Source organism: Streptomyces sp. NPDC093598 (assembly GCF_044764825.1).
Classification (GTDB): Bacteria; Actinomycetota; Actinomycetes; order Streptomycetales; family Streptomycetaceae; genus Streptomyces.
The window spans coordinates 141,427-154,766 of the sequence record NZ_JBIWIV010000010.1 but is presented as its reverse complement, the minus strand read 5'-3'; the positions used below and the strand labels follow the sequence as shown (position 1 = coordinate 154,766).

The window sequence follows — 13,340 nt, the reverse complement described above, 5'->3', positions numbered from 1 at the left end:
GTCGCCCATCCAGTCCAGCACCGCATAGCCCAGGGTCGGCAGCTCACCCGGGTAGCTAGGACCCCGCCACGGCATCGCCACCCCCAGGAAGAACCTTCAGGTCCGCATACCGCTGCTTCGACGAGCTCGACGCCGGCCGCTTCGAGTCCGCCTCGTCGGCCTGGGCGAACTGCATGCGCAGCCGGGCCCGGTCCTCCGGGGTGGCACCGAACTTCGCCACCCGCAGCCGCAACTCGGCTGCCGCGGACATTTCCCCCGACCAGAGACGGGCGTGCACCACGGCAGTATCCAGCAGGAAGTCCCAGTCAGTCGACGAGAAGTGCTCCGCCTGAGGCGACGCCTTCCACATCTCCCACCAGTCCAACGTCCGCGCCGGCCACTGATGCTCGACGAGCTCGCCGTCCTTCATCACCTGCAGCGTCGGCAACTCCGGCGGCTCGGCCTGCTCGAAACGCAGCAGCGTCTGCGGGTGCGGATCTTTGTTGGCGCGCGCCCGGCGCCCCGGGTCCTTCGGCTGCGGGCCGCGGCCGGCCATACGGACCACCACCCTTCAAGATCCAAAGTTCCCAGTCCCGTAGCCACAGACGGCGCGTACACGGCTCCGATCCGGAAAGATCACCGGGAGGGATCTTCCCCCAGGTCAGGCTGCCGCAGACCAGCCGTCGGCAAGATCACGCTTGACGCTGTTGCAGTAGAAGTGGGCCGTCTTGAGGTTGCCCTCGTCGTGCGTTCCACCTCGCGCCAGCGGCACAACGTGATCAAGGACTGGTGCTGCAAGGTCAGGTACGACAGCATCACGGTCTACAGGGTCACCGCATATGTGGCATGTCCAGCCGTCACGCTGGTAGATGGCGATGCGTGACACCGTGCCCGCATCCAGGTCGTGCTGTAGCGCACGTCGTAGCGTCAGCCTCTCCCTGCGTCGGCATGCAGTAGAGCAGTACGCAACTGGCGTGCCGAACGAGTGACGCATGAACCCAGCGCCGCATGAACCGCACCTGCCTACGGTCCATACGCCCTTGCCCCGCACGCCGGCCGCCGCTCGCTCAAGGCGTGCGAGAACCCTGGTGCGTCGCCTCAACCGTCCAGCTTCTCGGGCATTCTCACGAGGCCGCTGATCTCCGTAGCGTGCGTCGTAGAAGCACGCGTGCGAGCAGTACTTGGCCTCGGCCTTGGTGACTGTTGCCGCGTTGCCGCACTGTGCGCACGTGATCGGATACGCCTTGACGCGGGGTCGGTCGTACTGACGGGTGTGGTAGGCGCCGTGCTCTTCCTTGTACCGGAGCTGGAAGTCGCGCTGCCGATCGTTGCGGTACTGCCTCTTACATTCGGGCGCCCCGCATTGAACGCGGCGGGGGTTGGTCATCGGGGCGCTGCAGTATGGGCAGGCGCGTGTAGCCTCGGGCATGTCGGTCCTGTCGTCTCAGGGTCGGCCGTGACCCCGGGAGTGTTAGCGCACTCGCCGGGGTTCTATCGTCTCAACTGCCACTGACAGTGGCCGGGTTCACCGACGCCGGCCGACGTTGCGGCGGTCGCCGGGCCAGACGCCGGTTCGTTCGCGGTGGAGGCGGGCGCAGTAGCCCTTCGCCCGGGCGCCGAGGTACTTGTGCAACTGCTCCGTACACCTGGTGTAGTCGCCGGGCGAGCCCCACCTGATCTTGGCCGCACCTCGGCCTTGGCCCCAGTACCGCTTGAGCGTGGAGGCGTTGCCGCCTTTGCTCCTTGCCACAGTGGATCACTCCTCGTGCGGCGCGGGCTCCTGTACGTCTACCCGCTCAATGTGGGCTTCTTGCCCAGACGGGACGGCGAAGCAGACGCCTTCCTCGTCCCGGAAGACAGCCCACCCGGATTCGAAGGAGAGGGTCAGTGCGGGGTCTTCGAGACGGACGTCGTCCTTGTGCTGATCCCGAGGGTGCACGATGACGTAGACGGCCATGTGTCACCTCAGTCCAGGATGCGGCTCGCTCGGTCGCGTCCGACCCTGCCGGCTGGCTGCAGCGGCTGTGCCCCCTTCACTGCTGCTCTTCCTCTTGTGGCACGGGTAGCAGACGCCTTGCAGGTGGCTGTGGTCATCCGTCTTGGGTTTGACGTGATCGACCTGGGTCGAGGGGCGCTGGCCGCAAATCTTGCACGTGGGATCCCGTTCGAGCACGGCAGCGCGTATGCGGTCCCATCCGCTCGGCAGGCGCCGCTTCCGATCAGACCCGACCCATCCCCCGCTCATGCGCGTCGGCTCCACCACCACACGCCGAGCGTGTCGCCACGCATCGGCTGGACGTTCCCGCCGAGTTCGGCGAGGACGGAGTCCATGTCGTCGGCGTCCCAGTGGTGGACGTGCTCCTCGTGCGGGTTGCCGTCGACTTCACCTTGCGGCGCTTCGACGATCGGCAGGCTGACGAGGATGTTCCACGCCCCGGCCGCCTCGGCCTTGCGCAGGAGGTCGCCCGCGTCTCCCCAGGCCATGTGCTCCAGGACGTCGCCGAAGATGACGAGGTCCCGGTGGAAGAGGTGGTCGGGTGCGACGCGGGCGTCGAGGGTGTGGACCTCGTCGTACATTTCCTTGCGCTTGGCCGTGTTCTTCAGTCCGTAGCGCCGGATGTACGGCTTGTAGATCTCGATGGCGGTCCACCACACGCCGTGATGTGCGGGCCGGAACAGCTTGGCGTAGGTGCCTTCGCCCGGGCCGACGTCGCACACGGTGTCCGGCTGGTGCTGCACGAAGAGGCGGAGGGACCAGTCCTTGCCCTCGGCAATGCTGGTGGGCATGGCGGTCTCCTACATCGGGACGATGGTGATCTGCGGTTGCGTGATCTGCAGCTTGCGCCCGTACTTGGCGAGCACGGCTTCGAGTTCGGCGCGGCAGGCTTCGTCCTGCTGCCGCTCGTGCTCAGCGAGGAGGCTGCGGGCTTCGGCGAGCGGGTCGGTCTCGGGCTGCTGGTCCTCGGTGTGCGGGTAGCCGGGGCACGGAACGACGTTGCCCTCGCCGTCGGTGTGGAGCGCGGCGCAGGCGGTGGTGACGTGCGAGGTGAAGCGGTCGGTCTCAGGCTCGTCGCTCACGGCGACACCTCGTTGGCCGGGATCGTGACGGTCTCCTCGAAGATGAGGATCGCCCTGGCGCCGAGGCGCTCTCGCGTGGCCTCCCAGTCGGCGGCCTTCATCATCACTTGCCCGTCCGGGTCAGTGTCGACTTCGTCGATGACGAGGACAAACGGCGTGATCATGTCGTCGCCGTGATGCTCGGTGGGCAGTTCGAGGATCTGCAAGCGGGCCATGGGCGCGGGCCTTTCGGGATGCGGGTTAGGTGGTGCTGTCGGTGATGAGCCCGATCGTGGCGAGCTGCGTGAGGAGCGAAGCCAGAGCGGCGTTGCCGCCTCGGCTGCCGGTCACGGTGCGCCGCGTGGTGTCGAAGACCACGCCGGCCGCCGAGCGGACCTTAAACACACCGCCCTGCGAGTAGGCGATGACCCCGCCGGTCGGGTTCGTCGTGGGCGCCGTGGTGGCGTCCTTCATGCTGATGACCGAGCCCCCCGAACCGCCAAGGTCGCTGCTCGTCGAGCCGAGCTGGAGGCTGTTGGTGTAGAAGCTGACGGCCCGGTGCACGATCGCCCCGCTGCTGCCGACCTCCAGCGTCGCGGTGCCTGCCGACGTCTTCGTCTGGAACAGCGGCGAGGTGGTGGACGCGATACCAGTGACGACGAGACCGGGCGTGGTGGTGTCGGGCTGCTTCACCTCGAGTGACGCTTCGGGCGCTTCGCCGATGTCCATGCCGACGCCCGCGCGGCCGGTGCCTTTGACGACGAAGTCGTCGCGGCCGTTGTTGCGGAGCACGATGAGGTTGCCGGTGGTGGCGCCTTCGGTCGCGGTGACGAAGATGCCCTGCGCGGCCGTGCCGCCCTTGCCGTTGCGCTTCAGGTCCAGGCTGAGGGCCGCTGCGCCCGCGTCGGAGGTGGCGTCGGGGCCCGGGTTCAAATGGCTGATCTTCGCAGTGCCGAGCGCGGTCTCCGTGCCGGACAGCTGGAACGCCGAGCCTTGCGGATTGTCGGAGACGACGTTGAGCGCGGACACGTGCGCGCCCGACGTGCCCGCCTGGTAGAAGGTCCCGGCATGCTGCGTGGTCGAGGTGGTCTTCGCGAAGAGGACCCGGACACCAAGGTCGGCGAACAGGCCCCCGGCGAGCGTGCCGCCGGCGAGGGGAAGGAATGTGGCGGCGGCGTAGGCGCGATCACCGTGCGGGTCGGTGGCGGCAATGTGCGCGTCGACCTTGGCGGTGGCGTCGGCCGCCGCTGTGCTGATGGCCGCTGCCTGCGCGGTTGCTGCGGAGCCTGCCGGGTCGGCGCCGACGATCTCCGCGGTGAGCTCAACACCACCGGTGCGGCCGTTGACAGACGAGACGAGCCCGGCGGACACCTCAACAATACGGGCCTGCTGGCCGGTGGTGACCTCGATGGCGTCGTCGAAGGCTTCGCCGGTGACTTCGATCCTCACCGGGTCACCTCCAGCGACATGACCACGCGGCCCTGCAGCAGCCGCACGACGGTGCCGCCGCTGACCATCTCTAGGTCCCACAGGCCGTTGCGGGTGAGGGGTTCGGTGACGCTGGCCGGGATGGCGAGCCGCACCGTGTCCCCGATGATCGCCAGGTAGGGGGTGAGGTCGAGCAGCAGGTCCCCGTTGTCGGAGGCTGCCGCTGATCGGATCTGGGAGCGCGCCGTCCAGCCGTCCCAGGTGAAGCCGGGGCCGTCGACCGCGCGGAAGTTCTGTACGTAGGTGGCGCCTTGTTCGATGTGGAGGTCGAAGATGCCTGCGGCCAAGCCAGCCACCTCCGGGATTTCACTGGACGCGGCGTCGGCGGTGAGTGTCGCCTCGCCGGACAGGGCGGCTGCTGCGTGCGTGGACAGGACGGGCGCCGCGGTGAGGCTGCCGTCGGCGCTCAGTGCGGCTGCGGCGCTGGCCGAGACGAGCGCGACGGATCCGAGCGTGGTCTGCGCGGACAGGTCCGCCGATGCGGTCCACACGGCCCCGTTGGAGAGCGTGTTGACCAGGTCGAATTCGGCGTAGTCGGCGGTTCCGGAGTCGCGGTGGGCGCTCATGTCGAGCGCGCACGCTTCCGCATCGGTGTCGATCCACGCGGGGGTGGCGAGGGTGCGCCTGGTCGTCCACGTCGTGCCGTCCGGGCTGGTCGCCCACGTGAGGTTGGTGCCGTCCTCGGCGAGCCGCAGGAACAGGTGCGCGACCGGATCGTAAGTGAGCTCGACGGCTGCATCGTCCCAGTAGTCCGTCTCGGACACGCAGCGCAGGAGGCCGCTGACGGCGTTCATGCTGAAGCCGACCCTCGTGCCCGCGGTGGCGCCTTGGACGGTGACCGCAAAGTACGCCTCGACGGCCGCCCCGCCCGCTGCTGGTGCGGTCGGCACCTGCACGAAGAGGGAGGCGCCGGCCAGGGTCCACGCGTATGCGGTCTGGCAGCCCGCGTATCCGGTGGTGCACGGCACCCGGGCCCGCCCACTGACGACCGCCGTGCCGCCGTAGGAGTTTCCCCACTCGGGGCCCAACGACCCCGCGTTGAAATTATCGATCAAGGTCGAGAGGCTCGGCATGCGGGCCTCCGATCAGGCCAGGGCGAGCGTCAGGGATCCTGCGGTGAGCACCAGTTCATCCCCCGCCGAGACGGTGCGCGAAGCGGTGAGCGGCCCGTACCAGAGCCGCACCGGGGTGCCCGCCGAGTCCCAGATCTCCACGCCAACCACCGTTGCGGCTGGCATGCCTGTGAAGACCAGGTCGGCCGAGTTGCTGGTGGCCCCGCCGACCGCGGCGGCCACCGCGAGGTTCTGCCGTGCGTAGGAACCGCCGGTGACCTCTGTACCCGCCGCCGTGTCCGTGCCGTTCGCCGTGACGAGCGCGACCTTCAGCGGGGTGGTGGGCCGGGTCGGTGTGCCGACGCCGAGGACCCAGTCGAGCGCCAGGTTCTCCGCGGTGTTGCTGAGGTTGTCGGCCATGGCGCCTCCGTCAGTCGTAGCGGTAGATGTCGGAGACCGGGAGGACCTTGATGCCGCGGGTCTGGATCCCGTCCATGATCGAGTTGAAGTCCGTCACGCTGCACTGGTTCGTCGTGGCCGCAGTGCCGCTGACGATCTCGTGGAAGGTAAGGAGCGTCCACGCCCCGGTCGACGCCGTCCGATCCAGCGCCCCGCCAGCGGCGAGCATCGTGGTCGGGTTAGCGGGACTGGCCCCGCCAGCCAGCGAGCCGATACCGCTGATCGACCGCATGCGGAACGCCTGCCCGGGCGGATGCGTCTCGGACGCGTTGTCGGCCGAGCTGATACCGCGGCCCGTCGAGAAGTAGCGGGCCACCAGCTGGTCGATCGGATCCCCGTCGGTGGTGGGGCCGAACCAGCCGCCCGGATAAGCGAAGTGCTCGGACGGGAAGCCGCGGGCGACCATCCAGGCGCGGAGGTTCCGCAGCTCATCCAGCACGGCCTGCGTGCTCAAGGTCGTGTATTTGGCGTTGTGCGCGGCCACCGTGTAAGCGTGCCCGGCAATGTCCCAGCCGGCGTCCTGCATGGCCCGCAGGTTGGCGGTAGTGAGGTAGGTGCCGCTGCTGTCGATGACGTCGGCGATCGTGTAGATCGTGCCGCGGTAGCCGAGCGCGTCCATCTTGGGCCGGGCGAGGGCGTACTGCGACGAGTAGCAGTCATCGAACGTGATCGACACGGCCCCGTTGGGGAAGGTCGCGACGGTGCCGTCGATGATCTCGACACTCTGCAGGTTCACGGTGGCCGGTGCGCTGCCGCCCTTGTCGACGACCTGGAACGCCATGTCGGTCAGCGAACCCGTGTTGGACGGCACGCCGGTCGGGCCGACGGTGAACGTGCCGGTCGGCGAGCGGACGCCGGACCACTGGAGGGTGACGGTCACCCACTCCCCCGATTGCACTTGGTTCTGCGCCGTCGTGGCGTGCGTAAAGACGCGCCAGCTGTACGAGTTGGCGAGCGACGAAGTGCCGACCAAGAAGTTGATCTGGTTGATGCGGCTCACGTCCGCGACGCGGAACGTCAACCGGATCGCCTTGCCGGTCAGGTCGAACGCTGTCGCGCCGTAGCGGCGGATGTTCGCGACCGCCCCAGTGCCCGTCGTGACCATCTGGAACGACTGCGAGCCTCGGATGAACGTCGCCGTGTCGTTGACGTTCGACGACGCCACACCGGAGCCGGATGCCGTCCAGCCGTGCCCCGACGCGAAGATCTGCCGCCAGGTCGCCTCGCGGTGACGCGGCGCCCGGGTCGCACGCGGCAGCATCGGCAGCGTGAACCCGTCGGCCGTCAGCCGACCGGACACCTGCGCGTGGCCCGACACATTCAGCCCGGACAGCCAAGCGGTGCCCAATTCGATCGCCGAGACCCGGTTGAGGGCGTCGTTCAGGTAGCCGTCGATCGCCGCGACCGTGCTGCCGAGCGCGAACTTACTGTCTGCCCAGGAGCGGTCACCGTGCGGATCGGCTGCGGCCACGTGCGCGGAGACGGCGGTCGTAGCCGTCCCGGCCGGGTCGGCGTCGACGTCGGCGGCGCTGAGCGACACTGCGCCCTGCTCGCCGTTGACGGACTGGACCAGGTTCGTCGCCGGATCGCCCGGGTCACCCTTCGGGCCTTGCGCTCCAGCGGGTCCAGCCGGGCCGGTGACGACGACGTACTCGCCCTCGGCCGGCGCGGTCGGCACCACATCGGCGATGTCCACGGTCGGAGCCGCGGCTGGCAGAGACAGCGGGTAGGAGCGGCCCGGCGTGTCGTACCAGCGTTCCGTCACCCGGTACGTCCACCCGGCCGGCGTCACATCTGGATCGTCCGTGGCGAGCAGGCTGACGGTGAAATGGCCGTTGTTGTCGAGGACGACCTCGACGTCGCCGATGACGAGCGTGCCGTGCACCGCCGACGTGAGCACCTCCGGCTCGGGCCGGAACACCAGCCGGCCGGAGTAGGCCGTGCCGTCGGGGTGGAGGTAGGTGCCGGTGACCGTGACGGTGGAGAGTCCGGGAGGCAGCGGCATCGACAACCTCCCAGACGGTTGGGCCCCGCCGTCCGCGGGACCGGCACGAACTGCGGGACGATCAGGCGGCGCGGGCGGCTTCGCGTTCGGCGAGGATCCGCTTCACCTCGTCGAGGTCGGGCCGGTTGTACAGCGTCGGCGCCCCTCTGCCCTCGCCGCGCATGGCGGGTTCGAGGAGGCCGCGGTGCACCCATTGCCGGATGGTCGAGGGGGCGACCCCCGCGTATTCGGCGGCCTGCTTGTTGTCGAGTAGGTCGCGCGGGTAGAGGTCGTGAAGGCTCGTCATGACACCCCCTGACATGCGGAAACCCCCGCCGAGACGACGGGGGTTCACGTGGTTTCTGAGGCATAGAGGTTCTGCCTGCACTCAGTGTTACAGCAGGTCAGAGAGTTTTGCAAGTAGATCCCTAAGTGGCGCTCTCAGCATGGCGCTGCTTGCCGAGCGCTATGGCCCGGTCTGCTTCGGCGTCGGTGAGCTCGTCGGGCTTCTTACCGAGTTCGGCGGCCACCTCGTCGGCGGCCCGCATGATCTCCTCGAAGGCGGGGCTCCACAGGCCGCCGGGCCCGAGGCGCCGCACGATCGCATGCTGGCTCGCCGACGGCTCCGACACCTGGCCGGGGACGTAGGGGCGGGAGACCATCGGCTTGCCCTTGCGCGGCTTCATGCGTCCATTCTCCTACTACTGCTGGTTGGTGACGTTGGCCCGGCCGAGCCACTTCTGTGTGACGTGGGTGTGGGCCTCGTTGTGGATGTTGGTGATGCTGCGGCCTCGCATGCTGGCGGCGGCGAGGAGGAGCCCGGCGAGGATGGCGACTCCGGCGGTGCCCATGAGGGCGATGCCAGCGGCGAGTTGGCCGAGGCCCCAGCCGACGCCCGCGCCGGCAGCTCCGACTCCGACTCCTGCGCCGAGCCAGCGCTGCGCGACCGGGTCGAGGAGCGGCTGCGGCGTGAGGTCGCGCGGCGGGGCGGGCTCAGAGCGCTGGATGAGGCGGGCGTCGACGGCGACGGAGCGGGCCGGGTTATAGGGGTCGGCGACCCAGGCGATCGGCGGACGCTCCTCGTAGCGGTCGATGGGCTGCGGCTGGTAGATGGCGGTGGGCTGGTGCGGCTGCCCGGCGGCCTGGTTGGCGTAGGGGCGGTACCGCTCGGGCAGGGCGGACATGGCGTGGTCTCCTAGTCGATTTCGCCGGTGCCGAGGCACACGGAGCAGCGGACGGTCGTGGTCTCGTGAAGGCGGCTTTCGATTTCGACGCGGCCGTCGATGCAGACCGGGCACGCGTTGATCGGCTCGGGCGTGTAGTCGGGGTCGGTCTCGTAGCCGCCGGCTTGTGCGGTCCATGCGGCTTCGAGCGCTCCGGCCTTGGCGGCGGCCACGCTGTTGCGCGCTGCCTTCTCGATCGGCCGGGTAATGGCGCGCTTGGCCCGGGTCTTCTGCTTGCGGATGGCTGGCTTGAGGAGGCGGCCCCAGTAGACGCGCTTCCACGCCTGCTTGAGGTCGTCGAGGGTGACGTCGGGGTGAAGCACGCCGGCGAGAACCGCGCCGCCGATGACGATCTCGAACGTGTCGTCGTCCTCGGCGCGTTCGCGGCCGGTGGACGCCTCGTTGATCCGCTTGAGATCGCCGAGGGTGATCACCGGCTCTTCCCAGCTGTGCGACTGCCAGCAGTTGCCCTGGACGGGCATCGCGTCGATCCATCCGGCGCCGTCGAGCGTGAACGCCTCAGAGAGGCACTCAGGGCAGGTGTAGGGGTGCCCGTCGACGGTCATCTGCTGGATCTTCAGGGTGAGCATCGGATACGGACCTTCCTCGCATATAGGTCGGACAGAGGTTGGACGGGGAGAGGAGACGTGCAGGTGGGGGGTTGGACAGAGGTTGGACAGCGGCGGCCAGTCGACGGGTCAGCTGTCCGCGCCTGTCCGACCCGTGCCCAACCTCCGACCTGCTGCTTTGCGGCCGGTGTCCGACCTCTGTCCGACGTCAGGGCCGGGCATTTCGGGCGTCGAGGATGTCCGTGAGGGTGTAGCCGAGGGTTCGCTCTCCGTCCGGTCCGGTGACCTTCTTCGCCTCCAGAGCGGCGCCGAGCGTCTCAAGCTCGTCCTTCAGGAGCTTGCCGACCCGGGACGACCAAGCCCGATCCGTCTCCCCGTCACGCTGCCCGTACTTGGCGGCCTGCGATGCGGCGAGCGCCCGGAACACTTCGGCGTTCGTCGCGCAGTCACGGCCAGTCCCGCGGGCCACGATCTCCAGCTGCTCCAGCAGGGTGACGCGCGTGATCCGACCGTTGCCGCGCTCGCCGCCAGCCGCCGACGAGACGCCAGTCCAGGCGGTGAGCTTCTCCTCGATCGGGTCTCGCCACTGGCCGGGCAGCCTGCCCGCGGCCTTTCGCAGCTCGTAGGCGTCGGCGAGGATCGGCGGCTTGTCGTCGTCCTCGACGAGGAACGAACGAGTGCCGATCGTGCCGGTGTCGGGGGTGGCCATCCAGTTGCGGCCAGGCTGGTTGAGCGGGATCTGCGAAGCGTCGTAGCCCTGCCCGGCCATACCGTCACCCATGATCGTGTTGGAGGCGCCGGGCGACTCCGTGTTCATCGCGACGCGAGCGATCAGGTTCTGCCGGAGCCGGCCGCGCACGACATCGACCTCGGGGACCTGGGTGGCGCACACAAGGAGCACGCCGAGGCCAGCGCCGACGGCGGCGATCTGGCACAGGTTCTCCACGATCTCGTCGACGAACCTGCTGGTGCCCCTCGCGGTGTAGGTGGCGAGCTCGTCGATTTCGATCAGCTCGATACCGCCGATCTCCTCGATGAGGTCCTCCGTCAGCTTGGCCTTGCCGCGCTCGTCGAGGAAGTCGGAGCGCCGGTCAAGGTCTTCGAGCACGGCCCGCAGGAACAGGGCGAGCCGCTCCGGGTCCTTCTTGACGAACGTGGCGAGGATCCGGCCGAAGGCGTTGTGCTCGCCGGACGCCTTGCCATCGAATAGCCGCAGGTTGACGCGGACGTCCTTGGCCGCGGCCAGGTTGAGGTTGGCGATGAGCATGCCCTTGCCTCGGCGGGTTGCCCCTCCGACCAGCATCATCGTGTCCCGCACGCGGATGGAGACGGTGTTGCCGCGCTTGCCGAACACGATCGGCGCGCCGTCGTTCCACAGGTCGAGGGCTCCCTTGTGGCCGACGAGCGGGGACCGGCGGACGACGGAGAACGGGTCCTCGCTGGACACCCAGATCGACAGGCGGGAGGCGTTGGAGCCTGCGCTGCGGTCGAGTTCGAGGTCCATCCAGTCCTGGTGAACACCGAGCGCGGATGCGATCTGTTCGCGCTTGCCGAGGGCGGTGGAGGCAGGGATGCCGGAGGGCAGGTCGACGGTGTAGGCGATGCCGGGCCCGTCGGTGTGGGGGATGCCGACGCCGCGGATCTCGGTCGCGCGCCGCTCGGGCACGACACCAGCTTCGACGAGGACGCGCCGCATGGTGTCCTCGCCCAGGTGGCTGGTGCGGGTCGGGGCCTGTACCGGGGCGACGACGGGCTCTTCGGGCCGGCCGAACCAGGCTCCGGTGAGGATGACGGCGAGCGCCATGAGGATCTGCACCCAGAGCCCGCCGGCCAGCACACCGGCAGTGCCGGTGCCGCCCAGGATCAGACCGCTGATGCCGGTGCGGATCCAGTGCCGCTTCTTGTGCGCCTTGAACTCGGCCCGGCGTACCTCCAGCAGGGCGCGGGCCTTCGACTCGGAAGCCGCGCGCACCTCGCCGCGCGGGAGTTCCTTCGCCTGGCGCAGCATCAGCTTCGCCGTGGCGATCTGCTGCCGGTAGTCGTCGTGCCGGGCTGCCCACCACCTGAGGCACAGGCGCCGGTAGCCGCGCACCGACCAACCCAGGTAGTAGGGCGAGTGCGTGACGTGGAAGCGGACCGCGTCGACCGTGTTGTCCTTCGCGTACACGGCCCACTGCTTGAGCTGCTCGCCGGACATCATCCACGCCGGCCGGGGGCGCTTCTCGAACTCGTAGACGCGGGCGGTTTCGGGGGTGTCCTTGACGAGCGTCAGCGGCGCGCGCTCGTCGCTCAGCGGGGTGGCCATGGCGGGTCAGTCCTTCTTCTCGGCGCGGACTGCGTCGCGCAGTCGGAGGGCGTATTCGTTGCGGCAGCCGATGGCTTCGCGGACGTTGCGGGCGGACAGGCGCTCGGTTCCGCCGAGCGCACCGGCGAGCTTCCTGACGGCTTCCAGATCCGCCTCGGCAAGGGGCTTCTGCGGCTCCGTCTCGGCCGTACTCCGATCGGGCCGCTTCCCTTTACCCCCAAGGGCTGTACGCCCCTTGGAGGCACCGTCACGCGGCCCGCCACTGGGCTTACCGCTGAGCGCTCCGGTTGAGCCGCCGTCGCCACCCTCGGGACCGAACACGTCGGCGAGGAAGAGCTCCACGGCGAGCCGCTCCGGGGTCTTCTCCGCGTAGGCGAGGACGGCGGACACGTCGGCCTCGGCGTCGAGCCGGTCGGCGATCACGTCAGCGGTAACACTGACGGGCGCGCCCTTCACGTCCCACCACGCGCGGGCCCACGCGTCTTCCGGCTTGAGCGTTCCGAAGGGGGCCGCGAGCAACAGCTGCTCCTGCCGGGTCGCGACGTCCTTGAACTTCCTCCCGCGCTGCTTCTCGTGCTTGGCGCGGGCCTTCGCCTCAGCCTGCTTCTTCGGGTCTGCCGTCGACGCGGTCAGCGTCAGTACCCACTGGCGCACTTCGAAGAACAGCGGACCACCGAGGGTGACCGCGGCCAGACCGAGGCCGGCCACCTGAGCGTTGCCGGGGCTGACGCCGTGCTCGGTGAGACTGAGCCCGTACTTGTAGTTGATGTTCGCGGCGAACGCGGCGGCGGCCAGGGACAGACCACGCAGCAGCCACCGCACCCAGACGGGGAGCTTCCGCTCGTCGGCGTAGGCGACACCGGCCGCCATCACCCACGCCGCGCCCTCGACGGCGGGGCCGATGGGGAACAGCATCCAGTGGATTGCGACGAAGTGCAGCACCTGCGCGGGCAGGGAAGCCAGCGCGGACAGGGCGACCAGGAACAGGGTGCCCTTGCGGTACACGTTGCCGGGGGTGAGGGTCTTCTCCCGGCGGGCGGCGCGAGCCTGACGGCGGGCTGCACGGTCGCGGCGGGCCTGCGCCTTGTCGTCGCGGCGTTCCTTCTTCAGCTCGCGGCGTTCATCGCGACGCAGCTTCGCGTCGAACGCCTTGTTGTTGCGGCGCTCCTCGGCCTCGGCGGCGTTGTCACGCCGACGCTCTTCTCGCCAGCTGCTCACGGTGAT

At 69.2% G+C, this 13,340-nt stretch carries 17 protein-coding genes; all 17 read right to left on the bottom strand.

Annotated elements, in window-relative coordinates:
- Positions 1-55: 55 nt before the first annotated feature.
- The 17 genes from ACIRDU_RS26715 to ACIRDU_RS26635 all read right to left on the bottom strand — a co-directional run bounded on the left by ACIRDU_RS26715 (position 56) and on the right by ACIRDU_RS26635 (position 13,334).
- Positions 56-535 carry a hypothetical protein gene (locus ACIRDU_RS26715; RefSeq protein ID WP_356615666.1) on the bottom strand — a complete coding sequence of 160 codons (480 nt, stop codon included), beginning with the start codon at positions 533-535 and terminating at the stop codon, positions 56-58.
- Between the two features lie 105 nt (positions 536-640).
- The gene (locus tag ACIRDU_RS26710; protein WP_403583830.1) at positions 641-973 is read right to left on the bottom strand and encodes an HNH endonuclease; all 333 of its coding nucleotides are present in this window, start codon (positions 971-973) and stop codon (positions 641-643) included.
- Positions 974-1,504: 531 nt separating this feature from the next.
- Positions 1,505-1,729 carry a hypothetical protein gene (locus tag ACIRDU_RS26705; protein WP_403583586.1) on the bottom strand — a complete coding sequence of 75 codons (225 nt, stop codon included), beginning with the start codon at positions 1,727-1,729 and terminating at the stop codon, positions 1,505-1,507.
- A gap of 6 nt (positions 1,730-1,735) precedes the next feature.
- Complete coding sequence (locus ACIRDU_RS26700) at positions 1,736-1,936, bottom strand: hypothetical protein (RefSeq protein ID WP_403583584.1); 201 nt, start codon at positions 1,934-1,936, stop codon at positions 1,736-1,738.
- A gap of 284 nt (positions 1,937-2,220) precedes the next feature.
- Positions 2,221-2,766, bottom strand: a complete 546-nt coding sequence (locus ACIRDU_RS26695; RefSeq protein ID WP_403583581.1) for a class I SAM-dependent methyltransferase — start codon at positions 2,764-2,766, stop codon at positions 2,221-2,223.
- Between the two features lie 9 nt (positions 2,767-2,775).
- Positions 2,776-3,057 carry a hypothetical protein gene (locus tag ACIRDU_RS26690; protein WP_403583579.1) on the bottom strand — a complete coding sequence of 94 codons (282 nt, stop codon included), beginning with the start codon at positions 3,055-3,057 and terminating at the stop codon, positions 2,776-2,778.
- Positions 3,054-3,263 carry a hypothetical protein gene (locus ACIRDU_RS26685; RefSeq protein WP_403583576.1) on the bottom strand — a complete coding sequence of 70 codons (210 nt, stop codon included), beginning with the start codon at positions 3,261-3,263 and terminating at the stop codon, positions 3,054-3,056. The genes ACIRDU_RS26690 and ACIRDU_RS26685 overlap by 4 nt, the downstream gene beginning before the upstream one ends.
- Positions 3,264-3,297: 34 nt before the next feature.
- Entirely contained in the window at positions 3,298-4,485 is a 1,188-nt protein-coding gene (locus tag ACIRDU_RS26680; RefSeq protein ID WP_403583574.1) for a hypothetical protein, read from the bottom strand.
- On the bottom strand, positions 4,482-5,597 hold the full coding sequence (locus ACIRDU_RS26675) for a hypothetical protein (protein WP_403583573.1): 1,116 nt from the start codon (positions 5,595-5,597) through the stop codon (positions 4,482-4,484). The genes ACIRDU_RS26680 and ACIRDU_RS26675 overlap by 4 nt, the downstream gene beginning before the upstream one ends.
- Before the next feature lie 12 nt (positions 5,598-5,609).
- Positions 5,610-5,996, bottom strand: a complete 387-nt coding sequence (locus ACIRDU_RS26670; protein ID WP_403583570.1) for a hypothetical protein — start codon at positions 5,994-5,996, stop codon at positions 5,610-5,612.
- Between the two features lie 10 nt (positions 5,997-6,006).
- Complete coding sequence (locus ACIRDU_RS26665; protein ID WP_403583567.1) at positions 6,007-7,956, bottom strand: polysaccharide deacetylase family protein; 1,950 nt, start codon at positions 7,954-7,956, stop codon at positions 6,007-6,009.
- A gap of 145 nt (positions 7,957-8,101) precedes the next feature.
- On the bottom strand, positions 8,102-8,326 hold the full coding sequence (locus ACIRDU_RS26660) for a helix-turn-helix domain-containing protein (protein ID WP_403583565.1): 225 nt from the start codon (positions 8,324-8,326) through the stop codon (positions 8,102-8,104).
- A 121-nt stretch (positions 8,327-8,447) separates the two neighbouring features.
- Positions 8,448-8,705: a hypothetical protein gene (locus ACIRDU_RS26655; protein ID WP_403583563.1), complete on the bottom strand. Its 258-nt coding sequence runs from the start codon at positions 8,703-8,705 to the stop codon at positions 8,448-8,450.
- A gap of 15 nt (positions 8,706-8,720) precedes the next feature.
- Complete coding sequence (locus ACIRDU_RS26650) at positions 8,721-9,203, bottom strand: hypothetical protein (RefSeq protein WP_403583561.1); 483 nt, start codon at positions 9,201-9,203, stop codon at positions 8,721-8,723.
- Between the two features lie 11 nt (positions 9,204-9,214).
- Entirely contained in the window at positions 9,215-9,832 is a 618-nt protein-coding gene (locus ACIRDU_RS26645; protein ID WP_403583560.1) for a hypothetical protein, read from the bottom strand.
- Between the two features lie 187 nt (positions 9,833-10,019).
- Positions 10,020-12,116 (bottom strand): hypothetical protein, encoded by a 2,097-nt coding sequence (locus ACIRDU_RS26640; RefSeq protein ID WP_403583557.1) that lies wholly within the window; start codon positions 12,114-12,116, stop codon positions 10,020-10,022.
- Between the two features lie 6 nt (positions 12,117-12,122).
- Positions 12,123-13,334, bottom strand: a complete 1,212-nt coding sequence (locus tag ACIRDU_RS26635) for a hypothetical protein (RefSeq protein ID WP_403583554.1) — start codon at positions 13,332-13,334, stop codon at positions 12,123-12,125.
- Positions 13,335-13,340 lie beyond the last annotated feature (6 nt).

Bases quoted from the DNA above. Each gene is read 5' to 3' on its own strand.
- ACIRDU_RS26715 (WP_356615666.1), bottom strand. From the start codon at position 535: ATGGCCGGCCGCGGCCCGCAGCCGAAGGACCCGGGGCGCCGGGCGCGC.
- ACIRDU_RS26710 (WP_403583830.1), bottom strand. From the start codon at position 973: ATGCGTCACTCGTTCGGCACGCCAGTTGCGTACTGCTCTACTGCATGC.
- ACIRDU_RS26700 (WP_403583584.1), bottom strand. From the start codon at position 1,936: ATGGCCGTCTACGTCATCGTGCACCCTCGGGATCAGCACAAGGACGAC.
- ACIRDU_RS26695 (WP_403583581.1), bottom strand. From the start codon at position 2,766: ATGCCCACCAGCATTGCCGAGGGCAAGGACTGGTCCCTCCGCCTCTTC.
- ACIRDU_RS26675 (WP_403583573.1), bottom strand. From the start codon at position 5,597: ATGCCGAGCCTCTCGACCTTGATCGATAATTTCAACGCGGGGTCGTTG.
- ACIRDU_RS26670 (WP_403583570.1), bottom strand. From the start codon at position 5,996: ATGGCCGACAACCTCAGCAACACCGCGGAGAACCTGGCGCTCGACTGG.
- ACIRDU_RS26660 (WP_403583565.1), bottom strand. From the start codon at position 8,326: ATGACGAGCCTTCACGACCTCTACCCGCGCGACCTACTCGACAACAAG.
- ACIRDU_RS26655 (WP_403583563.1), bottom strand. From the start codon at position 8,705: ATGAAGCCGCGCAAGGGCAAGCCGATGGTCTCCCGCCCCTACGTCCCC.
- ACIRDU_RS26650 (WP_403583561.1), bottom strand. From the start codon at position 9,203: ATGTCCGCCCTGCCCGAGCGGTACCGCCCCTACGCCAACCAGGCCGCC.
- ACIRDU_RS26645 (WP_403583560.1), bottom strand. From the start codon at position 9,832: ATGCTCACCCTGAAGATCCAGCAGATGACCGTCGACGGGCACCCCTAC.
- ACIRDU_RS26640 (WP_403583557.1), bottom strand. From the start codon at position 12,116: ATGGCCACCCCGCTGAGCGACGAGCGCGCGCCGCTGACGCTCGTCAAG.